Source organism: Corynebacterium sp. CCUG 51687 (genome assembly GCF_024453995.1).
Lineage (GTDB): Bacteria > Actinomycetota > Actinomycetes > Mycobacteriales > Mycobacteriaceae > Corynebacterium > Corynebacterium pseudogenitalium.
Window position 1 is genome coordinate 37,932 of the sequence record NZ_JAGPYT010000013.1, and the last position, 21,634, is coordinate 59,565.

Here is a 21,634-nt window from a genome sequence, read left to right on the forward strand (position 1 = left end):
TCTGCCGTACCATCGGGGTATGAGCGCTACCAAGATCCCAACCATGTCGGTCCCTGTACGGGACTCTCGCGGGCCATACGTCCTCGGCATCGACGTCGGCTCGACGGCGAGCCGCGGCGGCCTTTACGACGCCACCGGCCGCCCCGTCAAGGGCGCGAAGCAGCGCGTTGCGCACGCGTTTACTACCACCGCTGACGGCGCGAGCACCATCGACGCCGACCAGGTCGTCGCCGAGGTCCGCAAGGTTATCGACGACACCGTCGCGTTCGCCGCAGCGCATGACCTGCGCATTGAGGCCATCTGCATGGACTCGTTCGCCTCGAGCCTCCTCCTTGTCGACGCCCACGGCGACGCCCTGACCCCGCTGTACACCTACGCGGACTCACAATCCCGCGACTACGTCGAACGGCTCCGCAACACAATCGACGAGGCCGAGTACCACCAGCGCACCGGCGTGCGCCTCCACACGAGTTACCACCCGGCGCGCCTCGCCTGGGCCAAAGAACAGCTGCCAGAGTTTTCGCGCGCAGCCACGGTCATGACGATCGGCGAGTACGTGTACCACAAGCTCGCGGGCATCCATGGCCTGGCCGTCTCTACCGCGGCGTGGTCGGGCGTCGCCAATGCGCACACCGGGGAGCTCGACACCGAGATTCTCGACGCCATCGACATCCCGCACGACATGATCCAGCCGCTGCGCTTCCCCGACGAACCCGACTACCCGGATGACACCGCGTGGCCCGCGCTCAATGGGGTTGCGTGGTTCCACTGCATCCCAGACGGCTGGCCGTCCAATGTCGGCCCCGGCGCGACCGGCCCCGACACCATCGCGGTAGCCGCGGCAACCTCTGGCGCGATGCGCGTCATCCTCCCGGAGGTGCCAGCTCGCATCCCAGAGGGACTGTGGTGCTACCGCATCGCGCGCGACAAGGCCATCTTGGGCGGCGCGCTCAACGATGTCGGCCGCGCCGTCACCTGGCTTGAGGAAACGATCCAGCCGGTGGCCCCGGACGACATCGTCGCCGTGCTTTCCTCCGGACCGGGGCGCGCCCCACTGGTGCTTCCGTTCTTCACCGGCGAGCGCTCCACAGGCTGGGCAGCCACCGCGCAGGCGCAACTCTTGGGCGTCACTGCGGCAACGACGCCAGCTGACCTGTGGCGGGGCGTTTTTGAGGGCATCACAATGTCGTATCTGCGCGTCTACGAGCAGCTCAAGGAGGCGGGCGCGGTCCCCGAGCGCGTCGTGGCCTCCGGCCGTGTCACGGCTGACCATCCGACGTGGCTGTCGGTGCTCGCGGATGCGCTCGGCTGCGAGGTCGTCCCCCTGGAGATGAAGCGCGCCACCCTGCGTGGCACCGTGCTCATCGCTCTCGATGCGATCGCTCCCGATGTGCAACGGACCACGCCGCCGTTCGGGCAAGGTTACCGAGGCGTGGGTGAACACGGCGAGTACTTCAGGCAGCTCCACGACCGTTTCGAAGCAGCGTATGGCGCGCTTGTCGCGAAGTAGTTTTAGAATCAGTCTGATTGTCTCAGTACTGATCTCACAAGGGAGCTTCGTTGGCACGCCACGCAACCCAGTCATCGCCATCCCCGCTGCGCACGGCACGCGGCGCGCTAGTAGCGTTCCTCGCGATTGTCGGCATCGCCACGGTAGTGGGCCTCGCCCTACTGTGGCCGGGAGGCAAGCAGCCAGAGGTCCTGCCCGGGTTTGAGCAGACCCAGACGTCGACGGCGGAAACCGTCAAGGCCACCGTCATTGAACACTCGGTGGCTTCCTGTGGTGGCGTCGCAACGCCGAACCACCCTGAGTGCGACTTCCTGCGCGTCGAGCTCAAGTCCGGAGGCACCACCACGATCGAGACAGCGCAGCAGCCGGGCACCCCGGAGCTTTCGGTCGGCGACCGCGTGGTGCTCTCGGTGCACCACAGCCCCGAGACTTCGTACTCCTTCCTTGACATGGATCGCTCGATACCGCTTGGGCTGTGGCTCGCACTCACGCTGCTGGTCGTCGTCGTGGTTGGGGCATGGCGCGGGGTGCGCGCGGTTTTCGGCCTACTGTGCACCTTGCTCGTCATCTTCGGCTTCCTGGTCCCCGGGCTACTGCTCGGCTACAGCCCCGTAGGGCTTTCCCTGGTGACAGGGGCGGCGGTGCTCTTCCCTGTCATCTTTGTTGTGCACGGCAGGAATTGGAAGTCCGCGTCAGCCCTGGCTGGCACCTTGACCGCGCTGGGGCTCGCGGCGCTCGCGGCACGCCTCGCCATCGATACGACGCAGCTGCGCGGCCTTGCCGACGAAAACAACCTCCTCATCCACATGTACCTCCCCCAGGTGCAAGTGCCAGGCATCATGCTCGCCGGATTCATCATCGGTGCCCTCGGCGTGCTCACCGACGTCACCATTGCGCAGGCTTCAACGGTGCAGGAGCTGTATGAGACTTCGCCCGACGCCCGGCCCCGCACCGTGTTCACCTCCGCGATGAAGGTCGGCCACGACCACATTGCGTCGATGGTCTACACCCTGGTCCTGGCGTATATGGGCGCTGCCCTCCCCCTGTCGATGCTGCTCCAGGTCGCCGACCGGCCGCTGACCCAGGTGCTCACCTCCGACGTGGTGGCCACCGAGATCATGCGTTCGAGTATCGGCGCGATCGCGTTGGTCCTGGCAGTGCCGATCACCACGGCGATTGCCGCGTGGACAATCCGCGCTCCCCAACCCCAACAGTAATGTTGCTAGAGTTACGGGTGTGACTACTTTTAATCGACGCCGCTTCCTTCAAACCACCGCACTCGCTCTCACGGGCGCAACCCTTGGCTCCACCGCGCAAGCCCACGCCCAGGGCCGCATCCTCGGCACCGTGATCGACTACGCGGGCGGGGTTCCGTCCGGTCGCGCAGTAAAGGCCGCCGGGCACCTCGGCGCTGTCCGCTACGTGTCGGAGCGCCGCCCCGGCGCGAACTGGATGCTGGGCAAGCCCGTCACGCTGGGCGAAACACAGGACTTCGCCGCGAACGACCTCGCCACGGCGTCCGTCTACCAGTTCGGCCGTGCCGAGACCGCCGACTGGCTCGGCGGCGCCGCTGCTGCCGCCCGCCACGCACCGGAGGCGATGCGCCTCCACGCCTCCGCCGGCGGCCCAACCGGCCGCCCGATCTACATCGCGATCGACGACAACCCCTCGCGTTCCCAGTACCTGAACCAGATCCGCCCCTACCTCCGGGCGTTCTCCGCGGCGCTGACGCTTGGTGGCTACCAGACCGGTGTGTACGGAAACATCAACGTGATCCAGTGGTGCATCGAGGACGGCATCGGCTCGTTCTTCTGGCAGCACGACTGGGGCTCCGGCGGCAAACTGCACCCGCGCGCAAACATCCACCAGAAAGCAAAGTGGACCGGAGTGATCGACGGCGTCACGGTGGACATCAACAACGTCTACAGCGCCGATTGGGGCCAGTGGACTCCTGGGCGACGCGGCCCCGGCTTCACCCTTGGCGACCTGGGCAGCTCCCAGCTTTCATCGCGCTTTGATTGGCGCGCGCTGCTGCCGAAGTAGCGTCACGCAAAGTAGCGTCACCAGGACATGGCAAAACCCCGGTGCACAGAGCGTTAAGGCTCGCCGCACCGGGGTCTTTGCGTTTGTGCTAGCTAGGGTCTCCCGGGAACTCGCGCGGGTCATTCGACATCCGCTCGCCGCTCAACGCGTCGAGCGCTGCGATATCTTCCTGCGAAAGCTCGACCTCGACCGCCCCGAGATTCTCCTCGAGGCGAACTGGATTCGCCGTCTTCGGCACAACCGAGCATCCCAGGCTCATCACGTACGCGAGCGCAATCTGCGCCGGGGTCCGGCCGTGCTTCTCGGCGAGGCGAGTAAACACCGGATCGTCAAGGTTCGCGCCTCGCGCGAGCGGCGCCCACGCCTCGGTGACAATCCCCTTTTCCTGGTGATAGGCGCGCAGCTCCTGCTGAGTAAACCCTGCGTGCAGCTCCACCTGGTTGAGCACTGGCGCGACGCCGGTGTGCGCGATGATCTCATCGAGCACCTCTTCATAGAAGTTCGCCACGCCTACCGACTGCAACCGGCCCATGCCCTGCAGCTGCACCAAAGATTCGTACGCTTGCACGAAGGTCCCGTGCTGCGGCCACGGCCAGTGCACGAGGAAGAGATCGATAAACTCGAGCCCCATCCGCTGCAGCGACTCCTCGTAGGCTTCCGCTGCACGAGTCTGGTCATCGTTCCATAGCTTCGAGGTGATGAATAGCTCTTCGCGAGTCACATCACCGGCCGCAATCGCGTCGGCGACCGCGCGCCCAACCTGCTCCTCATTGCCGTAAAAGGAGGCAGTGTCGATGTGGCGGTAGCCCAACTCAATAGCTCGCCGCACGATGTTGACGCAGTCTTCACCTTGCAGCTTGTAAGTGCCCAGACCTAGCAGCGGAAAATCATAACCGTCGTTGAGTGTTGTCACTGGAATGCGCATATCGAATCCTTAGCGCGCGTCAAGCAGGTCGATAATGAACACCAGCGTCAGGCCGGAGAGCGGGTGGCCGCCACCAGCAGGGCCGTACGCCTCCTCCGGCGGAATCGTCAGCTTGCGGCGACCGCCAACCTTCATCCCCGGGATGCCCTCTTGCCAACCCGCGATGAGGCCAGCCAACGGGAACTCCGCGGCCTCGCCGCGGTCCCACGAAGAGTCGAACTCTTCACCGGTTGCATAGTCAACACCCAGGTAGTGCACCTGCACATAACCGCCTGCTACAGCTTCGGCTCCGTCGCCGACTACGAGATCCTCGATGACAAGGTCCGTTGGGGCAGGTGCTTCAGGTACCTCAATCGTGGGCTTTTCCATACGTGAATACTCCTTGCGTCGTTCATTCATGGCGAAACCGCCGGGTACATATCCCCAAAGTATAAAGGAAGATACGTACCCGGCGGTGAACGCTAGAGATTATCGCTGGTCACGCGGCACAAAGTCGCGCTTCGTGTAGCCGGTGTAGATCTGGCGTGGACGGTTGATCTTGGAGTTCATCGCCAGCTGCTCGCGGTACTGTGCGATCCAGCCCGGGAGACGGCCGATGGCGAAGAGCACGGTGAAGAAGTCCGTCGGGAAGCCCATCGCGCGGTAGATCAGACCGGTGTAGAAGTCTACGTTCGGGTAGAGCTTGCGCGAGATGAAGTAGTCGTCCTTCAGCGCGATCTCCTCGAGCTTCATCGCCAGGTCCAGGAGCTCGTCGCCACCGAGGTGCTCCAGCACCTCGTGTGCGGTCTCCTTGACGATCGCTGCGCGTGGGTCGTAGTTCTTGTACACGCGGTGGCCGAAGCCCATTAGGCGGACGCCCTTTTCCTTGTTCTTCACGCGGTTCATGAAGTCGGTGGCGTCGCCACCGTGGTTGTCCTTAATGTCCTCGAGCATCTCGAGCACAGCCTGGTTTGCACCACCGTGCAGCGGGCCTGCCAGCGCGTTGATGCCGCCTGCAATGGAGACGAACATGTTCGCCTGCGCGGAAGCAATCATGCGGACCGTGGAGGTGGAGCAGTTCTGCTCGTGGTCTGCGTGCAGAATCAGCAGCTTGTCCAGAGCCTTCACCAGGATCGGGTCAACCTCGTACGGCTCGGTTGGGTAGCCGAACATCATGCGGAGGAAGTTCTCGCGTGCGTTCAGCGAGTTGTCTGGGTACATGTACGGCTTACCGCGGGATGCACGGTATGCGTACGCCGCCAGCATCGGCACCTTCGCCATCAGGCGAACAGTTGCCTTGTCTAGCTGCTCCTCGTCGAGCGGATCCAGCTGGTCCTGGTAGTAAGCAGAAAGAATGTTCACGGACGACGCCAGCACCGCCATTGGGTGTGCGTTGCGCGGGAAGACGTTGAACGCGGCCTTGAAGTCTTCGTCGAGAAGCGTGTGGTGACGAATCTCGGAGTTGAACTTCTTGTACTCATCCGTCGTTGGAAGCTCGCCATTGATGAGGAGGTACGACACCTCGTTGAACGTTGCGTTCTGCGCCAGTTCAGCGATGTCGTAGCCACGGTAACGCAGAATGCCGTTGGCGCCATCGATGTAGGTGATCTTCGACTCGGTCGAGCCAGTAGACACGTAGCCCGGATCGAAGGTGACAAGCCCAGTCTCCCCGAGGAGGTTGCCTAGCACCACTCCGTCGTTGCCCTCGGTGGCGGACTTGATGTCCATTTCGAATTCGCCACCTGGGTAGTGAAGTACAGCTTTGTCTTGACCTTCAGAAGCCATAGCAAACCTTTCTCAGAAGTTTCGGAAACCCTATTCCTTGCGGGATGCAAGGAGGTTGCAATTTACTCCCGCAATGCTAGCAAAAAATGTGACTCGCCCGACACAACTCAATAAATCTATTGACCACCACACCCCCATTTGTTCGATTTTCAAGTATCCGGAAAAGAGCTGGCGAAAGGCGCCCCGGGCGCGTCGTTGGGTAATAAGATGCAGTGAGACGCGAGTGGCGTCGTCAAGTTTCTCTACCCCCTGTTACAGGAAAGGCTGTCATGCAAACATTTCCGGTTCTTCCCCCAGCTCTGCTTCCTAGCGATGGGCGTTTTGGCTGCGGCCCTTCAAAGGTTCGCCCGGAGCAGCTCGAGGCTATCGCGAAGGGCGCGGACATCATTGGTACCTCTCACCGCCAGCCAGCTGTGAAGAATCTTGTGGGTGAGGTCCGCCAAGGTTTGCACGACTTCTTCAGCCTTCCGGAAGGCTACGAAATCGTGTTTTCGCTCGGAGGTGCGACCGCCTTTTGGGACGCCGCTACCTTCGGCCTCATCGAGACGAAGTCTGCACACCTGACGTTCGGTGAGTTTTCTGGAAAGTTTGCGAAGGCCTCGGCCGCCGCTCCATGGCTGGCTGATCCGCAGATCGTGGATTCCGCACCCGGCACCGCACCTTCGCCGCACGAGCTCGACGGCGCCGACGCCGACGTCGTTGCGTGGGCACACAACGAGACTTCCACCGGTGCGATGGTCCCTGTTCGCCGCCCGGACACCGATGCACTCGTAGTTATCGACGCTACCTCCGGCGCCGGCGGCCTCCCCGTCAATGTGCACGAGGCGGACGTCTACTACTTCTCGCCGCAGAAGTGCTTCGCTTCTGACGGCGGCATGTGGTTCGCCGTGATGAGCCCAGCCGCCCTGGAGCGCATTGAAAAGATCCAGGCGTCTGGCCGCTTCATCCCCGCGTTCCTGAACTTGCAGACGGCCGTCGATAACTCGCGGAAGAACCAGACGTACAACACCCCAGCAATCAGCCCACTGCTGATGCTGGCGGAGCAGGTTCGTTGGATGAACGAGCTCGGCGGGTTGGATGCGATGGTTGCTCGCACGACGGCTTCGTCCTCCTTGCTGTACAAGTGGGCTGACAACCACGAGTTTGCAACGCCGTTCGTCGAGGACCCTGCTGCCCGTTCCAAGGTCGTCGGTACGATCGATTTCGACGAGCGCATCGACGCAGCTGAGCTGGCTAAGGCGCTTCGCCAGAATGGTTACCTGGATACGGAGCCGTACCGCAAGCTTGGCCGCAACCAGTTGCGCATCGGTCTGTTCCCTGCAATCAAGTCCGAGGACGTCAAGCACCTGACCAAGTCTATTGACTATCTAATCGAACAGGGCGTGGGCCAGAAGTAGTCCAGAACAAATGGGCTAAGCTGGTGGAGGTATTTGTCAGCGGAAAGGAGCCACATGCGCGAGTTGTACCTCATGGATGAGGAGTCCACGGAGACTTTTTTCGTCCTCCGAGATGACGAGGGCATCCGTTACCAGCTCGCGCGTTCCGAGATGCAGGCCGTGGCTGAGGAGGAATCCACCAAGCCTGAGCTTGAGGTTGCACCGGACGCGCAGGAACCATCCGCAGACGCTGACAATGCACACGGTGATGAGCACTCCGAGGACGCTACAGAGACAGCCTCCGAGGAGAAGCCCCGCAGCCTGCCGGAACCGGACCCGCTGTACTCCACCCCGCTTTCGATGCGCCCGAACCAGATCCAGGCGCGCATCCGCTCCGGCACCCAGCCGTCCGAATTGGCTGAGGAGATGGGGGTAGCTGAAAGCCGGATCGACCCGTACGCCCACCCGGTGCTCCTGGAGCGCTCGCAGGTTGCCGAGGCCGCAAAGCAGTCGCACCCGATGCGCGAGGACGGCCCAGCGAAGCTGACGCTGTTCGAAATCCTCGCCACCGCTTTCGCTGCCCGCGGGCATTCGCTTAGCGATGCCACCTGGGACGCAACCCGTGAGCCCGGCGATGATTGGGTGGTGCATGTCCGGTGGCAGGCAGGCTTGAGCGAAAACGAGGCCCTGTGGTCCTTCCACCGTCAGATGGGTTCCGCACCGACGACGGAGGCGCGAAACTCCATCGCTGCAGACCTCACAGACCCGGATTTTGTGCAGCCAGTTCGTTCACTCACGGCTATCGATCAAGACGTCGATGAGGGCGAAGACGCCACCGATGCCCCCGCTGCTTCGGACGAGGATGCAATCGCGACCGGTGACTTCTTGCAGCACCCGGATGAGGCACCGCAGCCGCAGAAGAGGCGTCGAAAAGCTGTAACTCCGCACTGGGAAGATGTCCTGTTGGGGGTCCGGACAAACACGAAGCGACCGCGAAAGTAGGGCCCCGCTATGTCTCATAACGCCGTGGTTACCTGCTGGTTTGTCAACGTCGCACACCCGGAGGAGGTGCTCGAGGGCGAGCCGAAGGCGGACCGTGGGTTCGGCCGAAAGCTGCTCGCACAGGTTAATCCGGCGTGGCCTATTACTCCGATTGGCCAGTTCCCGCTGAATCGTTCCTCGGTTCCTGGTGTGGACGAGTATTACATCGCGGGGTACCCGGGAGTTGCGGTTGTCCGTTTCTTTGTCACGGACGCCGAGCGCATCAGCGAAACCGCCAAGGCGCTGCGCACCGCACTGCCTAGCGCTGACACCTACGTCTACGCGGAAGGCACCGATTCGGACTACGCGGCGATCGCCCACTACCAGGGTGAGACGCTGCGCCGCGCGTTCTCTGCCACCCGCGACCACGTCTTCGAGGACGTCGGCTTGCCGGACCCGTTCGAGGCCCCGTACTGGGCCGGGGAAACCGCACCCCAGCTCGGCGGCATTTCGCTACCGTTCGAGCCGCCAGCGCTGATGCGCGAGGCTGAGCGCGCATGGTTGGGTATCGAGGTCGGCGAGGACGGTCCGGATGTGCACATCATCGGCTACGCGGTGGATGGCCGCCCGGAGCCGAAAGTCGAGGCTCCTGCCCCACGCACCAAGACTGTCAACGAGGTGGCGGCAAAGTTCGCCGAGCAGACCAACACGTACGACGATTACGAGCAGCACGACGAAGAGACAGAGCATGACGAGTTTTCCGAGCTTGCCGACGCCTCCGTCGCAGCAGCAAAGCGCGTTGGCCGCGGGCTACGTCGCCGCGCCCGCGACCTGAAGGCTACGATTGCGGAGAAAATCCGCCACGCAGACCGCGGCTGATGAGGTCGCGCTGGCGCTCGTAGAACGCAATCGCCGCAGCCGTGGCCACGTTGAGTGAATCCGTTCCGGGCGCCATGGGGATTTTCGCGCGCACATCGGTCGCGCGCATTGCGTGCTGCGTGAGCCCAGGGCCTTCCCCGCCGACGAGAAATGCCACCTTCTCGTGATCGTTGAGTGCCTCTGAGAGGTACACGGCATCGTCCGCAGGGGTCAGCGACACCAGCCACCAGCCCTGTTCCTGCAGCTGTGCGAGCTCGCGCTGCCACGTGGTTGGGGTTCCGCCGAAGTGCGCAAACGGGGTGCGAAGCACATGGCCCATTGAGACGCGGACGCTGCGCCGGTAGAGCGGGTCGGCGGTGGCGGCGCCGAACAGCACGCCATCAACGCCCATGCCGGCGGCGTTGCGAAAGATGGAGCCGATGTTCTCGTGGTCCCCCACTCCCTCAAGAATCACCAGGGTGCGGGCATCTGCCACGACGTCTTCGACGCTCAGCGGTTCGGGTTTATCCGCGGAGACTAGCAGTCCGCGGTGCATGTCATAGCCGGCGACCTCCCCCATCACTGCGCGGCTGATCTCGTAGACCGGTATTCCTTCCGCTTCGAGGCGCTCGCCGTACTGTTCCAAAAAAGACTGGAGGCGGCCACCGAAGCCGAACACCGCGCGGACAGGAAAGCGGGACTCCACAAGGCGTCCCGCAACAAGAGGCCCCTCCGCAAACACCAGGCCTTTCTCGCGGTCTGAGTGCTTCAGGTCGCGGATATCGTCAAGCCGGGAGTCGGAGGGGTCGTCGATAACTATGCTCACGCTTTACGAGATTAGCGACATCAACGGTCCTTGTGCGAAATAGATCAGGAACAGCGCAGAAATCAGCCACATGATCCAGTGGATGTCCTTACGCTTGCCAGCGAAGAGCGCCATCACGGTAAACGCGATGAAGCCGACGCCGATGCCGTTGGCAATCGAGTAGGTCAGCGGCATCATGATGATGGTTAAGAAAGCCGGGAAGGCAACGTCGAAACGGGTCCAGTCAATGTTGCTGACCTGCATCATCATCAGCGCGCCAACCACGACGAGGACCGGTGCGGCGGCCTCGATTGGGACGATTTCGTACAGCGGGGTGAGGAACATCGCCAGCAGGAACAGGATGCCGGTGACCACGTTTGCGAGGCCGGTGCGGGCGCCGTCAGCAATGCCGGCGGACGAGTCCACGAACACCGTGTTCGAGGAACCAGAAAACGCGCCACCGACTACTGCGCCGAAGCCTTCAACAACGAGGGCTTTCTTCATGCCTGGCAGGTTGTCGTTCTCGTCGGTCAGGCCGGCCTGGCGGCCGAGCGCCGTCATGGTGCCCATTGCGTCGAAGAAGTTCGCCAACACGAGGGTGAAGACCAGGAGGCTGGCGGCGACGACACCGACCTCAACGAAGGCACCAACCATGTCGATTTTGCCCACGAGGGACAGATCCGGGATGCCACCCAAAGAATCCGGAAGCGCAGGGACCGCGAGCGACCAGCCGTGGTCATTCTCAGCGGACGAGCCTGCACCGACGAAGGACTCCACAATCATCGAGATGATCGTCGTCGCGACGATGCCGATGAACAGCCCACCCGGAATGTTCCGGATCACCATGAAGCCACAGATGAGCAGGCCGATGACAAACACAGCCGTCGGCCACGAGGCGATCGAGCCACCGAAGCCCAGCTGCACCGGGACAGTGGTGTGTGCCTCGTCAGGGATGCGGCGCACGAACCCAGCGTCCACCAAGCCGATCATCGCGATGAACATGCCGATGCCGACACTCATTGCCACCTTCATCGAGTTCGGGATGGCCTCAAAGACGGCGGTGCGAAACCCGGAAATCGCAAGAATGCAGATGATAATACCGTCAATCACGATGAGGCCCATGGCCTCTGGCCAGGTCAGGCCCTGTTGCCCAACGAGTGTCACTGCAACGAGTGTGTTCAGGCCAAGGCCCGCAGCGATACCAAACGGATATTTAGCAATAACGCCGAACAAGATACACATCACACCGGCGGCAAGGGCCGTCACCGCAGCTACCTGCGGGATACCAAGCACGACACCTTCGCGGTCGGGGCTCGTGCCCAGGATCAAAGGATTCAGGAGCACGATGTACGCCATCGCAAAGAAGGTCACGATACCGGCGCGGATTTCGCGGCCGACGCTCGAGCCTCGCTCACTGATATGGAAGAATTTATCAAGCCCGCCAGCGGGCTGCTTCGTTGAAGATTCGCTTGGAATACTCACTGCGAAGATCCCCTTTAGTTCGTTGAGGAAGTTATGAAAGAGAGCAAAGTTGTTGCATGCATCGGCTGAAATCTATCTGCCAAAAGCCTGCAATAGACTTTTACCTTAGTGCACACACTTCCTAATAATTTCGACTTGGAGCCCAAAGTGGATGTATTCAGCTTTGTCATTTCGCAAGGCATGGTTGCAGATGCAGATCTGCTCACCTCGAAGCTTCGCGGCTGCGGCATCTCGCACTCGGAGTTTGAACGCCTCCGCGTTACGGTCAGCCAGGTTACGGGCCCTCGCAAAGCGGTCGTCCACGTCACGGGAGGCCATGCGTCCTTGACGCTTCGCCCGGCGCCTGCGCCCTCCACGGAGATCACCATGTTCGCGGAGCCAATCCGGGATCAGCGCGCGCAGCCGAACAGGCACGGGCCGGACCTCGGGTGGCAGTTGCACGCATCGGCAACGCTGGGCACCAACGACGGATTGCTTGCCGACGCCAGCGGCCGCATCATCTCCGCACTCCTCCAACCACTGATCACATTTCCAAGCGCCACGCGGGCGGTCATCTCCGGGCACCCTGCTACCGCGGGGTCATACGCGCTGGAGGGGGTTGTGCGTGTGTTGGAGGAGGCGGGCGTCGAAACGCATGAGGCGCACGACGGCTTCTCACGCTTCGATCTGATGCACCAGGAGACGTGGGCCGTCGATGCTGTGCAGGGTGCCCGGCTTGTCGAGCAATGGCAGGAGTATGGCACACCCAAGCCTGGCCCCCGAATGATTTCGCGCGGTTTACTGCCGACGCACCGCGAGATCAATGAAACCCGGCGGCTGCGGGCATCACTGCTCTAGCGGGTTACTTCCCGTCGTGGCGCGGCGCCTTGGTATCTGCGTGGGCACCGCAGCCGTAGGATGCAGCGACGATGCGGCCATCAGCTGAGTATTCGTTGGTGCACACCCCGAAGTTCTCCCCCACTGGGTGCTCCATTGGAATGTAGAACGCGCAGGTCCGGCAGTGCAGCGTTGCCTGCTCGGCGAACGCAGAATTAGGGCCAAACTTGCCCTTCCGCCACCGCGTCTTCGCCGCATTGAGGCCTTCTTGCGTGAGGTAGTGGTCAGTTTCCCTGCCTGGGAACGTCACTGCATCCTTTGCAAAGGAGTCTGTGGTCAGGCGCTCGTCGTCAGGCGCTGGCTCCATGATGTCGCCGGGGCCGAGGTCGCCGGGGCGAAGACGCTCGGAGTACGGCACCCAGTCCGGCGCCTGCAGCGCGTCACGAGCCGGCATGAGCGCGACCTCGTTGACGGTCACCCATGTTGAGCCCGTGGCACACGCGACGACCGCGTTCCATTCCCACCCGTTGTAGCCAGGCACGCTCGCTTCGAAGCGGTGCGTGGCCACGTTGCTCGAGAGCCCAGCGACACCGATGTGCGCGCCGACCTCGCCTTCCGCGATCTCGAGGATGGCCTCTCGCGCGACTTCAATTGCTTTGTCGCTCAGCAGTGGTGAAGAGTTCTTGTTCTGAGACACGCTCTCCATTATGGCCCATTTCTGGGGAAATGCTGCATGATGGACGTATGCGTGTTCACTCCCGACGGTTTTGGTCCATCCTGATGTGTCCTTTGGTGCTGCTCACCGTGAGTGGTTGCGATGAAGCTGCCACCGAGGTGGAGCAGCTGAAACCCGAAATCGTACAGCGCTACGACTACGACCCTGCCCTGTTCACCCAGGGCCTCGAAGTCGATGAGGACGGCACGCTCCTCGTCAGTACCGGCCAATATGGAGCGTCCGGTATGTATCGGCTCACGACAGAAGGCGACGTGTTGGGCGAGGTTGCCTTGCCGGACGTGTTCTTCGGCGAAGGCATGACCCGCGTCGGAGATTCGGTTTGGCAGCTGACGTGGCAGGAGGGCACTGCGTTTCGCCGCGATGCAGCGTCCCTAGCAACTGTCGATACCGCCCACTACGACGGCGAAGGGTGGGGGCTGTGCGCCACCGATGATGCACTTATTTTCTCCGACGGTTCCGCCGAGCTGCGCCGCATGGACCCGGACACGCTCGCCGAGCTTGCGCGGTTCGAAGTCACCGACCAAGGCAAACCCGTCGAGGGTCTCAACGAGTTGGAGTGCGTCGGCGACGACGTCTACGCAAACATCTTCACAACCACCGACATCGTGCGTATCGACGCCACCTCCGGCCACGTCACGGCCAGGATCGATGCGTCGTCTCTTCCCAACAACGCCGACGAAGACATAAACAATGTGCTCAACGGGATCGCGCATATCCCTGGCACCGACGAGTTTTACCTCACCGGCAAGCGTTGGCCCGACCTCTACCGCGTCCGGTTGGTCCCTTCCCAGTAGAATTTCGCTCATGACTGCTTCCCGCCGTGCTTCCTCTCGCCTTGCGCTCCAACTCGGTGCGACGGTTCTCGCCGTCGCTATCCTGCTCGCTGGGGTGTACGCGTTCATGAACTGGCAGCGCTCGCAGCCAGGTCTTCCCGTAGAAGACCTTCGGATTCACGTCACTGCATCCGACGGCGAGCACGAGATCGCCCCCTACACGCTCTGCCCCCTCGATGAGCAATGTGACGGCGGTGAGCCACCGGCACTCACACGTGATGGCTCCGACGAACTCACATTCCGCATCGACCCAGATATCGCTGCGGGCAGCTGGCGCCTCCTCCTCATTTACGACGACCCCTCCGCCAACGAAGAGCGCCTCCACCAGGCGGGCGAGACCACCGAAGAGACCGCTCCTGCCGTCAAAGAAGGCGGGGCGAAACTCCTCGTTGCTGAAATCTCGACGCTGGCCGTAAAAAATGACGACCACGGGGAAGAAATCCCGGTGGTCGCCACATGGTCGGTCGCGTTTGAATAACGCTTAGGCGTCAAGCTCCTTCGCCACTGCGCGCAGGATGCCCGCAACCTGTCGAGCCTCTTTGCGCTCAGGGTAGCGCCCAGCCGTCAACGCCGGTTGCACGTCGGACTCGATGAGCGTCATCACATCGGCAAGCATGCTTCCGAGTTCTTCTGGCTTCCTACGGTGCACGGGGCGACGCTTCGGCGTCTCCAAGATGGCGACGCGCAGCGCCTGCGGGCCCTTTCGGCCTGCGGCAAAGTCGAACTCGATGCGCTGTCCAGGCACAAGCTCATCCACACCATCCGGGAGCACCGACTTAGAAATAAATACGTCGTCGTCTCCAGGGTTGGATGCGAAGCCGAAGCCCTTGTCGGCGTCGAACCACTTCACCTTTCCAATTGGCATTAGTCTTCGTTCCTTCTCTGTTCTCTATGCAGACTCAGCAGTGGCTATCCATCATAGTCGTATCGCCCGTTCGAGCCCCAACACGAAAGAAAGTGCCACAAATCACACTCGCGCTAATTTGGCTCGTGAACAGGCCAAACGGCCCTACCAGTCTCCCCGCGTCCGCGACACCGACCCCAAAAAGTGCCCGGAGCGTGACTAAATCGTTATAAAGCGTTAGGCTGTCCCGCAGCAAGAAAACGAGGCACGCTGAGTTCTGTTCGCCTCGCACAATTACACAAACAACAGAAGCGGAGGACCCAACCTTCGGAAACTCCCCTCCCGGAGCTTCCTTGGGGTGAAGTTGCTACTGCAACCGGGCGCCTCAGCCCGAACCCGACAGCTTACTTCGCAAGCGACAACAAGAGAGGACATCGTATTTCAATGGGACGCCATTCCAAGCAGACCACTTCCCTGACCAAGAAGGCACTCGCCGGCGCAGCCGCAACCGCGGCGTTCGCTGGACTGATGGCCCCAGAGGCCACGGCAGCGCCTGACTCCGACTGGGATCGTCTCGCACAGTGCGAGTCCGGCGGCAACTGGGCAATCAACACCGGCAACGGCTACCACGGCGGCCTGCAGTTCTCCGCGTCCACCTGGCAGGCATTCGGTGGCGGCCAGTTCGCTCCAACCGCGAACCTGGCAACCCGTGAGCAGCAGATCATCGTTGCAGAGCGCACCCTGGCACAGCAGGGTTGGGGCGCATGGCCAGCATGCTCCGCTCGCCTTGGACTGAACTCCGCTGCGACAAATCGCGACGCACAGGCTGCCGCACCGGCACCTGCTCCTGCACGCGCTGCCGTTGCATCCCCGGACGCAGCCCAGCGCCAGGCAGAGAACCCAGTTGACGCCCTGTACCGTCAGCTCGGCAGCTCCCTGAGCAACTATGGTTTCGCGATTCCGGCGCACATCCAGCAGTCCTACGCTGCGAACCGCGCGAACTACGATGCGTTCTACAGCCAGAACGCTGCACTGATCAACGCTGTTCGCTCGGGCGATCTCGCCGCTATCGGCGCAGCACTGCTGAACCGCTAAGCACTCAATAGAACGTGCCCGCCACAGAAAGCTTGTGGCGGGCACGTTTGTTTTGCTTTATGAAAGGGGCATAGGGACTGGCCAGCCCACTCTTTCAGGGCTGGCCGAAAGGTTGAACGCTTAGCGGTTGATTCGCGTCGTTGGGTGGACGTACCCGATTTCTTCCGCTGGGAGTGGGAGCACGAGCTCGTCCCCAAACGGGCTAGATGCACCGGTAAGCTGCGAGGACAGCTCGGTGACAGGCGAACCATTACCAGGGGTGTTGCTGGGCCACGCCGGGTTCGCGCGACCGATCTTCTCTACGTCTTTAGCCATGCGTACTATTCTTTCACGCCTTGGCAAAAATCGCACGTACACTAGCCAACGCTATGACTACGTTCCAGGAAGCGCTCCGCACGATGCGCCCCGAACAACTCCGGGAGCTCATTTATCTCAGGCCAGACGCCTTTTACCCCACCCCGCCATCCTGGGGTTCGCTGGGGACGCGGCTGTCGCTGGCTGGGTCTGCAGCACGAGCGTTACGCCGTCTCAACGCTGCCGAGTTGCGGCTTCTGGAAGCGCTCGGGGACGTCGGCGCCGAGCTCTCTCCCGTCGACACCAACAGTGTCCCAGCAGCGCGTGTTCCCGGGGCCGTCGAGCGTCTCCGTGCGATGGCGCTCATCTATGGCCCGGATACTGCTGTACAGGTCGCACCAGGGGCACTTTCCGCGCTGCCGTCGGGGTGGCGCCTCGGGGACCAGGCCCCACCGAACCTCGACGGGCTGCTGGAAGGACTCAGCGCCCGCGAGCGCTCAGTGCTGGATACGCTAGCGGCGTCAGGTTCCGTCGGCACGACGAGGGCCGCCGCGGCGGACGCGGATCCCACGACGCCAGTTGCAACACTCATTGCGAAAGGGCTGCTCATCCGCGTCGACGCCACAACGGTCCGCCTACCTCGCCCCGTCCGCGACGTCCTCCGTGGCCTGCCACCGCGCGAGTTCCCCGAGCACGCCCCCGCTGTCGACGAGCCAGATCAGCCGACGATCGACCGCAACGCGACTGGCGCGGGCCTCGACGCGGTGCGCAAGCTCCGCCAGCTGCTGCTCCTGTTACTTGAGTCCCCGGTCGCACTGAACAAGGACGGCTCCCTGGGGGTCCGCGCACATGCGGGGTTAACGCAGGCCCTCGGTTTCGATCCTGCGCTCCTCATTACCACGGGCGAATCCGCCGGCCTTCTCGGCCGTGGAAGCACCGACGAGGCCGACGTACTCGCGGCCACCCACGACGCTCTTTCCTGGTTGGACGCCACGATCGCCGACCAGTGGGCTATCCTCCTCGCCGGCTGGCTCGCCTCGCCCTGGCGCACCGACAAGACGCCGGAGCACCGCCTCCTTTCCGAGCCCACCCACAACCCCGACGTCAGGCACGCCCGGAGGCGCATCGTCGAGTTCGCAGGCCCCGACCAAGAGGCCCGATTACTGTTCCACGTACCGCTCATGGCAGCGAATTTCTCGCCCCAACTTATCGACGCCACCATCGCCGAAGCCGCATTCGTCGGCGCGATTGGCGGCGTGGGGAGCTCGGCGTCGACACCCCTGCTGGCACTCCTCAACGACGGCGACGTCGTCGAGGCCACGAAGCAGCTCGTCCCCGCGGAGGTCTCGCAGCTCATCGCGCAGGGCGACATGACACTGCTCGCCCCGGGGCCGCTCGATGCGGCGACCGCCGCCGTCGTCGAAGATATCGCCGACCTTGAATCGCCGGGCCTTGCCAGCATGTGGCGCATCAGCGACGCCTCCCTGAAGCGCGCCCTCGACCGTGGGCACGACGCCGACTCACTGCAGACATGGTTCAGACAGCACATCATGGGCGAGGTTCCGCAGGCCATCACCTTCCTTATCGACGACCTCTCCCGCACCCACGGCGCAATCCGCGCCGGCAGCGCGCTGAGCTACATCCGCTGCGCCGACCCTGCCCTCCTCGCCGTGGCGGCCGAGCACGCCGATCTACGAATCTTGGCGCCGACCGTCGCCGTCAGCCCGCTTCCGCTGCCACGCTTGCTCCACGAACTACAAGCAGCAGGCCTCCAGCCAACCGCCGAAGACGACCACGGCGCCTCCATCACACTTGCGGAGGAACCAACACTGGTGCGAGCAACACCGTCCTCGCTCCCCCGAACCGCCTCTCTGAGCAAAGGGGACGTCGATAAGATTGTTGCGGCCCTCAACTCGGATACAAGCCAACCTTCCGGGGTCAGCGAAACGTCAACGACTGATATGCTTCGTGCAGCAGCCCGCGCCCGTCGCCGCGTCAAGGTTGAGTACGCGGACTCGCAGGGCGCGCAGCACACCCTAACGGTCATCCCGTTGACGGTGAGTGTCGGCGTCATTGATGCGCAGGACACGGCCACGCAGCGCGTGATCCGCATACCACTGCGGCGCGTAATCACTGTGACGCTGGTGTAGAAAGAAAGGTCCAACAATGACGTTTGGGGACGGCCCACTGATCGTGCAGTCCGATAAAACCGTACTGCTTGAAATCGCGCACCCGGACGCAGCGAAAGCACGCGCAGCGCTTTCCCCATTCGCTGAACTCGAGCGCGCACCCGAGCACGTCCATACCTACCGCATCACCCCACTTGCGCTGTGGAATGCCCGCGCCACCGGCTTCGACGCCGAGACCGCAATCGATGTCCTCGAGCGTTATTCCCGGTTCCCCGTCCCCCAGTCGCTCCTCATCGACATTGCGGAGACGATGGCGCGCTACGGGCGCGTCAGCCTACTCAATGATCCACAACGCGGGCTCATCCTCACCACGGAAGAGCCCCCAATCCTGGATGAGATTACGCGCAACAAGAACATCATCCCGTTTCTTGGCCAGCGCTTCGACGCGCACACGGTAGGCGTACACCCGTCTGCACGCGGGCGCATCAAACAAGAACTGATCAAGACGGGCTGGCCGGTGGCGGACCACGCCGGATACGTCGACGGCGAATCCCACCCAATCGCGCTCGACTTTGACGGTTGGGAGCTTCGCGACTACCAGCAGTACGCCGCTCAAGCATTCTGGGAGGGCGGCTCAGGCGTGGTGGTCCTGCCGTGCGGTGCGGGCAAAACCATCGTTGGCGCCGCCGCGATGGCGCAGGCAGAGACGACCACGCTGATCCTTGTAACCAACACTATCGCCGGGCGGCAGTGGCGCGATGAGCTGCTGCGCCGCACCACGCTCACCCCGGAAGAAATCGGTGAGTACTCCGGCGAAAAGAAGGAGATCCGCCCGGTCACCATCGCGACCTACCAGGTCGTCACCCGGAAAACGAAAGGCGAATACCGCGCCCTCGAGCTTTTCGACACCACCGACTGGGGCCTCATCATCTACGACGAAGTCCACCTCCTCCCCGCCCCCGTTTTCCGCATGGCGGCCGACCTCCAGTCCCGCCGCCGTCTCGGCCTGACCGCAACGCTCATCCGCGAGGACGGCCGCGAAGACGACGTCTTCTCCCTCATCGGCCCCAAGCGTTACGACGCCCCCTGGAAAGAACTCGAAATGGCAGGCTTCATCGCCACCGCCGAATGCATCGAGGTCCGCACCACGCTCACGGAAGAAGAGCGCCTCAGCTACGCGACGGCCTCCGCACGCGAGCGCTACCGCCTGGCCGCCACCGCATCAGCCAAGCTCTCGACGGTCAAGGACATTCTCGCCCGCCACGAGGGCGAACCGACGCTCATCATCGGAGCTTACGTCGATCACCTGCGCCACATCGCGCAGCAGATCGACGCCCCACTCATCGACGGCCGCACCAGCACCAAAGCCCGCGAAGAAGCCTTCGAGTGCTTCCGCCAGGGCGAGCTCCGCACCCTCGTCGTATCGAAGGTGGCGAACTTCTCCATTGATCTACCCCAAGCAGCGGTGGGCATCCAGGTGTCGGGCACCTTCGGTTCCCGCCAGGAAGAGGCCCAGCGCCTCGGCCGACTCCTTCGACCCAAGCCAGACAGCAGCGAGGTCTTGTTCTACACCGTGGTCACACGAGACACCCTGGACGCCGAGTACGCCATGCACCGCCAACGCTTCCTCGCCGAACAGGGCTACGCTTATCGCATCATGGATGCCTCAGACCTCAAACGCGGCCTATAGACTGTGGCCTATGACTGAACAACCATTCCGCTTCAACGTCGACGAAGAATACGCCAAAGAACACAACGAACTTATTCGAAATACCAAGAACCTCGTTACCTCAAGCATCGCTCTGTTCGTCGTCTGCCTCATCGCGGGCGTCATAGTCTGGTTCCTCGTCGACCCGACCTCCCCCTGGCGCCTACTCGGATCCCTCTCCCTTATCTTTTTCGGCACCATCATGCTGATCGTCGGTCTTGCTATTCCTCGCGCGGTTCCACGTACCCAAGCAATTTACGACGCCAACCCCCTCTCTCCCGCTGTCATCACCGATGACAAGGGCACCACAGTTACCCTCACCGCGTTAGTAAACACAGTCGTTGACCAGCAGTCCCCTGCCGAGTGGGCGCTCACCTCAACTGTGGTGCAACGGATCCCCGGCGTCACTCCTAAGGTTGGCGCTGCAGTTCCGTGCGTCGCTGTGGGAGGCCAGCGCACATCCCGCGACAAGGCACACTGGGCAACGATTACTCCGATGCCAATCGCGTGGGGCACCCCTTCAGAGGAAGTTATCAAACAAGCCACGGACTACATCCCCGACGATCAGTGGCGCGCCCTCAAGCAAGCTATCCGCGACGAGGATCTAGTCAAGAAGTCTAGAAATGAGCTCATAGCTCTTTAGGCCGACATCCTCGCCTCAGCGTACGCCCCAGGGAATGCTTATGTCCCCTGGGGCGTATTGCTTGCGCCATGCCTCAGCCATTGAGGCCAGGTAGCCTGAGAGGCCTAACACTTTGAACGGAGATTCCAAGATGAACGATGCTTTTCCCCTTCGCACCCCTCGCCTTATCCTCACTCCTCCCACGGACCAAGATATAGACGCCATTTTTAGGATCCACGCCGACGCCCGCACCTATCAACACCGTCCCGACCTCGCGATGAAAAACCGCAAAAAGGCAGAGGAGTTGGCAAGCACATGGCAAGAAAACTGGGATGAACAGGGTCTTGGCTACTACGTAGTGTCCATGCTTGACGGAACAACCATCGGGTTTACTGGAGTACGCCACAGTGAGGAAGCCGGTGAACAGGTACTCAACCTCTATTACCGATTCGCCCCTGAATCTCAGGGCCAGGGATACGCAAAGGAGGCCGCATCAGCGGCGATTGCCAATGCACAGGAACGCTTCCCGCAGCTTCCAATCATCGCTATCATCGACCCCACTAATGAGGCATCGATCGGTTTAGCATTGAGGCTCGGACTCCACCACGCCCATGGTGCGGGTGTACCGAACGATTACGAGGTCTACCGCCTCTCCTGACTTCTCAACTCAACGCGGCGGGGTTCTCGACGCGAGCCTCTCTAGATACATCCCCGTTTGTTTGTTGTGTGTGGGTGCACAAAAAAGTGTGGTGAGTATGTGCCACAACAACACACACTCACCACACACAAGAAAATGAAGTTATAGGCCGGCGG

At 62.4% G+C, this 21,634-nt stretch carries 22 protein-coding genes and 1 riboswitch; of the genes, 14 read left to right on the forward strand and 8 right to left on the reverse strand.

Annotated features, from left to right (window positions below; all coding sequences use genetic code 11):
- Window positions 1-19: 19 nt before the first annotated feature.
- Genes KBX13_RS10305 through KBX13_RS10315 form a run of 3 tightly spaced genes read left to right on the forward strand, consistent with a single transcriptional unit; the run spans window position 20 to window position 3,553 of the window.
- Window positions 20-1,510 (forward strand): gluconokinase, encoded by a 1,491-nt coding sequence (locus KBX13_RS10305; RefSeq protein ID WP_256022069.1) that lies wholly within the window; start codon window positions 20-22, stop codon window positions 1,508-1,510.
- A gap of 50 nt (window positions 1,511-1,560) precedes the next feature.
- Window positions 1,561-2,727, forward strand: a complete 1,167-nt coding sequence (locus tag KBX13_RS10310) for a YibE/F family protein (RefSeq protein ID WP_256022070.1) — start codon at window positions 1,561-1,563, stop codon at window positions 2,725-2,727.
- A gap of 19 nt (window positions 2,728-2,746) precedes the next feature.
- Entirely contained in the window at window positions 2,747-3,553 is an 807-nt protein-coding gene (locus tag KBX13_RS10315; protein ID WP_256022072.1) for a DUF1906 domain-containing protein, read from the forward strand.
- 88 nt (window positions 3,554-3,641) lie between these two features.
- Here KBX13_RS10315 and KBX13_RS10320 read toward each other — a convergent pair whose 3' ends face one another.
- The 3 genes from KBX13_RS10320 to KBX13_RS10330 all read right to left on the reverse strand — a co-directional run bounded on the left by KBX13_RS10320 (window position 3,642) and on the right by KBX13_RS10330 (window position 6,242).
- Window positions 3,642-4,478 carry an aldo/keto reductase gene (locus tag KBX13_RS10320; RefSeq protein WP_070362853.1) on the reverse strand — a complete coding sequence of 279 codons (837 nt, stop codon included), beginning with the start codon at window positions 4,476-4,478 and terminating at the stop codon, window positions 3,642-3,644.
- Between the two features lie 9 nt (window positions 4,479-4,487).
- The gene (locus KBX13_RS10325; protein WP_256022073.1) at window positions 4,488-4,847 is read right to left on the reverse strand and encodes an FKBP-type peptidyl-prolyl cis-trans isomerase; all 360 of its coding nucleotides are present in this window, start codon (window positions 4,845-4,847) and stop codon (window positions 4,488-4,490) included.
- Between the two features lie 99 nt (window positions 4,848-4,946).
- Window positions 4,947-6,242: a citrate synthase gene (locus KBX13_RS10330; protein ID WP_070362855.1), complete on the reverse strand. Its 1,296-nt coding sequence runs from the start codon at window positions 6,240-6,242 to the stop codon at window positions 4,947-4,949.
- A gap of 269 nt (window positions 6,243-6,511) precedes the next feature.
- Here KBX13_RS10330 and serC point away from each other — a divergent pair, with 269 nt between their 5' ends.
- The 3 genes from serC to KBX13_RS10345 are packed head-to-tail and all read left to right on the forward strand — an operon-like array spanning window position 6,512 to window position 9,478.
- Window positions 6,512-7,639: a phosphoserine transaminase gene (serC, locus tag KBX13_RS10335; protein ID WP_070362856.1), complete on the forward strand. Its 1,128-nt coding sequence runs from the start codon at window positions 6,512-6,514 to the stop codon at window positions 7,637-7,639.
- Window positions 7,640-7,693: 54 nt separating this feature from the next.
- Complete coding sequence (sepH, locus tag KBX13_RS10340) at window positions 7,694-8,620, forward strand: septation protein SepH (RefSeq protein WP_070479219.1); 927 nt, start codon at window positions 7,694-7,696, stop codon at window positions 8,618-8,620.
- Window positions 8,621-8,629: 9 nt separating this feature from the next.
- Window positions 8,630-9,478 carry a hypothetical protein gene (locus KBX13_RS10345; protein ID WP_256022075.1) on the forward strand — a complete coding sequence of 283 codons (849 nt, stop codon included), beginning with the start codon at window positions 8,630-8,632 and terminating at the stop codon, window positions 9,476-9,478.
- On the opposite strand, the gene KBX13_RS10350 is transcribed toward KBX13_RS10345, so the two are convergent.
- Complete coding sequence (locus KBX13_RS10350) at window positions 9,438-10,283, reverse strand: RNA methyltransferase (protein WP_256006327.1); 846 nt, start codon at window positions 10,281-10,283, stop codon at window positions 9,438-9,440. The two genes, KBX13_RS10345 and KBX13_RS10350, sit on opposite strands and share 41 nt — an antisense overlap.
- Window positions 10,284-10,286: 3 nt before the next feature.
- On the reverse strand, window positions 10,287-11,744 hold the full coding sequence (locus tag KBX13_RS10355) for an NCS2 family permease (protein ID WP_252931145.1): 1,458 nt from the start codon (window positions 11,742-11,744) through the stop codon (window positions 10,287-10,289).
- A 180-nt stretch (window positions 11,745-11,924) separates the two neighbouring features.
- Here KBX13_RS10355 and KBX13_RS10360 point away from each other — a divergent pair, with 180 nt between their 5' ends.
- The gene (locus tag KBX13_RS10360) at window positions 11,925-12,581 is read left to right on the forward strand and encodes a hypothetical protein (RefSeq protein WP_256022076.1); all 657 of its coding nucleotides are present in this window, start codon (window positions 11,925-11,927) and stop codon (window positions 12,579-12,581) included.
- A gap of 4 nt (window positions 12,582-12,585) precedes the next feature.
- Here the strand turns inward: KBX13_RS10360 and KBX13_RS10365 are convergent, their stop codons facing one another.
- On the reverse strand, window positions 12,586-13,257 hold the full coding sequence (locus tag KBX13_RS10365; protein ID WP_369822037.1) for a DUF3027 domain-containing protein: 672 nt from the start codon (window positions 13,255-13,257) through the stop codon (window positions 12,586-12,588).
- Between the two features lie 47 nt (window positions 13,258-13,304).
- Between KBX13_RS10365 and KBX13_RS10370 the strand changes: the two genes are divergently transcribed.
- Window positions 13,305-14,090 (forward strand): glutaminyl-peptide cyclotransferase, encoded by a 786-nt coding sequence (locus tag KBX13_RS10370; RefSeq protein WP_070363560.1) that lies wholly within the window; start codon window positions 13,305-13,307, stop codon window positions 14,088-14,090.
- Between the two features lie 10 nt (window positions 14,091-14,100).
- Window positions 14,101-14,607, forward strand: coding sequence for a DUF2771 domain-containing protein (locus tag KBX13_RS10375; RefSeq protein ID WP_256007898.1), 507 nt, complete (start codon window positions 14,101-14,103; stop codon window positions 14,605-14,607).
- A gap of 3 nt (window positions 14,608-14,610) precedes the next feature.
- Here the strand turns inward: KBX13_RS10375 and KBX13_RS10380 are convergent, their stop codons facing one another.
- Window positions 14,611-14,994 carry a cold-shock protein gene (locus KBX13_RS10380; RefSeq protein ID WP_070362863.1) on the reverse strand — a complete coding sequence of 128 codons (384 nt, stop codon included), beginning with the start codon at window positions 14,992-14,994 and terminating at the stop codon, window positions 14,611-14,613.
- Window positions 14,995-15,231: 237 nt separating this feature from the next.
- Window positions 15,232-15,408, forward strand: a riboswitch (cyclic di-AMP (ydaO/yuaA leader).
- 9 nt (window positions 15,409-15,417) lie between these two features.
- Here KBX13_RS10380 and KBX13_RS10385 point away from each other — a divergent pair.
- Window positions 15,418-16,068, forward strand: a complete 651-nt coding sequence (locus KBX13_RS10385) for a resuscitation-promoting factor Rpf1 domain-containing protein (protein ID WP_071573769.1) — start codon at window positions 15,418-15,420, stop codon at window positions 16,066-16,068.
- Between the two features lie 120 nt (window positions 16,069-16,188).
- Here the strand turns inward: KBX13_RS10385 and KBX13_RS10390 are convergent, their stop codons facing one another.
- On the reverse strand, window positions 16,189-16,383 hold the full coding sequence (locus KBX13_RS10390) for a hypothetical protein (protein WP_256022078.1): 195 nt from the start codon (window positions 16,381-16,383) through the stop codon (window positions 16,189-16,191).
- Window positions 16,384-16,436: 53 nt separating this feature from the next.
- Here KBX13_RS10390 and KBX13_RS10395 point away from each other — a divergent pair, with 53 nt between their 5' ends.
- The 4 genes from KBX13_RS10395 to KBX13_RS10410 all read left to right on the forward strand — a co-directional run bounded on the left by KBX13_RS10395 (window position 16,437) and on the right by KBX13_RS10410 (window position 21,479).
- Complete coding sequence (locus tag KBX13_RS10395) at window positions 16,437-18,512, forward strand: helicase-associated domain-containing protein (RefSeq protein ID WP_256022079.1); 2,076 nt, start codon at window positions 16,437-16,439, stop codon at window positions 18,510-18,512.
- Between the two features lie 16 nt (window positions 18,513-18,528).
- On the forward strand, window positions 18,529-20,181 hold the full coding sequence (locus KBX13_RS10400; RefSeq protein WP_256022080.1) for a DNA repair helicase XPB: 1,653 nt from the start codon (window positions 18,529-18,531) through the stop codon (window positions 20,179-20,181).
- A 10-nt stretch (window positions 20,182-20,191) separates the two neighbouring features.
- Entirely contained in the window at window positions 20,192-20,842 is a 651-nt protein-coding gene (locus KBX13_RS10405) for a DUF3239 domain-containing protein (RefSeq protein WP_070976074.1), read from the forward strand.
- Between the two features lie 130 nt (window positions 20,843-20,972).
- Window positions 20,973-21,479 (forward strand): GNAT family N-acetyltransferase, encoded by a 507-nt coding sequence (locus KBX13_RS10410; RefSeq protein WP_256022082.1) that lies wholly within the window; start codon window positions 20,973-20,975, stop codon window positions 21,477-21,479.
- Window positions 21,480-21,634: the final 155 nt, after the last annotated feature.

What these genes read in the sequence shown, in the direction of transcription:
- KBX13_RS10305 (WP_256022069.1), top strand. Translation starts at nt 20, where the DNA reads ATGAGCGCTACCAAGATCCCAACCATGTCGGTCCCTGTACGGGACTCT.
- KBX13_RS10320 (WP_070362853.1), bottom strand. Translation starts at nt 4,478, where the DNA reads ATGCGCATTCCAGTGACAACACTCAACGACGGTTATGATTTTCCGCTG.
- KBX13_RS10325 (WP_256022073.1), bottom strand. Translation starts at nt 4,847, where the DNA reads ATGGAAAAGCCCACGATTGAGGTACCTGAAGCACCTGCCCCAACGGAC.
- KBX13_RS10330 (WP_070362855.1), bottom strand. Translation starts at nt 6,242, where the DNA reads ATGGCTTCTGAAGGTCAAGACAAAGCTGTACTTCACTACCCAGGTGGC.
- serC (WP_070362856.1), top strand. Translation starts at nt 6,512, where the DNA reads ATGCAAACATTTCCGGTTCTTCCCCCAGCTCTGCTTCCTAGCGATGGG.
- sepH (WP_070479219.1), top strand. Translation starts at nt 7,694, where the DNA reads ATGCGCGAGTTGTACCTCATGGATGAGGAGTCCACGGAGACTTTTTTC.
- KBX13_RS10345 (WP_256022075.1), top strand. Translation starts at nt 8,630, where the DNA reads ATGTCTCATAACGCCGTGGTTACCTGCTGGTTTGTCAACGTCGCACAC.
- KBX13_RS10360 (WP_256022076.1), top strand. Translation starts at nt 11,925, where the DNA reads ATGGTTGCAGATGCAGATCTGCTCACCTCGAAGCTTCGCGGCTGCGGC.
- KBX13_RS10370 (WP_070363560.1), top strand. Translation starts at nt 13,305, where the DNA reads ATGCGTGTTCACTCCCGACGGTTTTGGTCCATCCTGATGTGTCCTTTG.
- KBX13_RS10375 (WP_256007898.1), top strand. Translation starts at nt 14,101, where the DNA reads ATGACTGCTTCCCGCCGTGCTTCCTCTCGCCTTGCGCTCCAACTCGGT.
- KBX13_RS10380 (WP_070362863.1), bottom strand. Translation starts at nt 14,994, where the DNA reads ATGCCAATTGGAAAGGTGAAGTGGTTCGACGCCGACAAGGGCTTCGGC.
- KBX13_RS10385 (WP_071573769.1), top strand. Translation starts at nt 15,418, where the DNA reads ATGGGACGCCATTCCAAGCAGACCACTTCCCTGACCAAGAAGGCACTC.
- KBX13_RS10390 (WP_256022078.1), bottom strand. Translation starts at nt 16,383, where the DNA reads ATGGCTAAAGACGTAGAGAAGATCGGTCGCGCGAACCCGGCGTGGCCC.
- KBX13_RS10395 (WP_256022079.1), top strand. Translation starts at nt 16,437, where the DNA reads ATGACTACGTTCCAGGAAGCGCTCCGCACGATGCGCCCCGAACAACTC.
- KBX13_RS10400 (WP_256022080.1), top strand. Translation starts at nt 18,529, where the DNA reads ATGACGTTTGGGGACGGCCCACTGATCGTGCAGTCCGATAAAACCGTA.
- KBX13_RS10405 (WP_070976074.1), top strand. Translation starts at nt 20,192, where the DNA reads ATGACTGAACAACCATTCCGCTTCAACGTCGACGAAGAATACGCCAAA.
- KBX13_RS10410 (WP_256022082.1), top strand. Translation starts at nt 20,973, where the DNA reads ATGAACGATGCTTTTCCCCTTCGCACCCCTCGCCTTATCCTCACTCCT.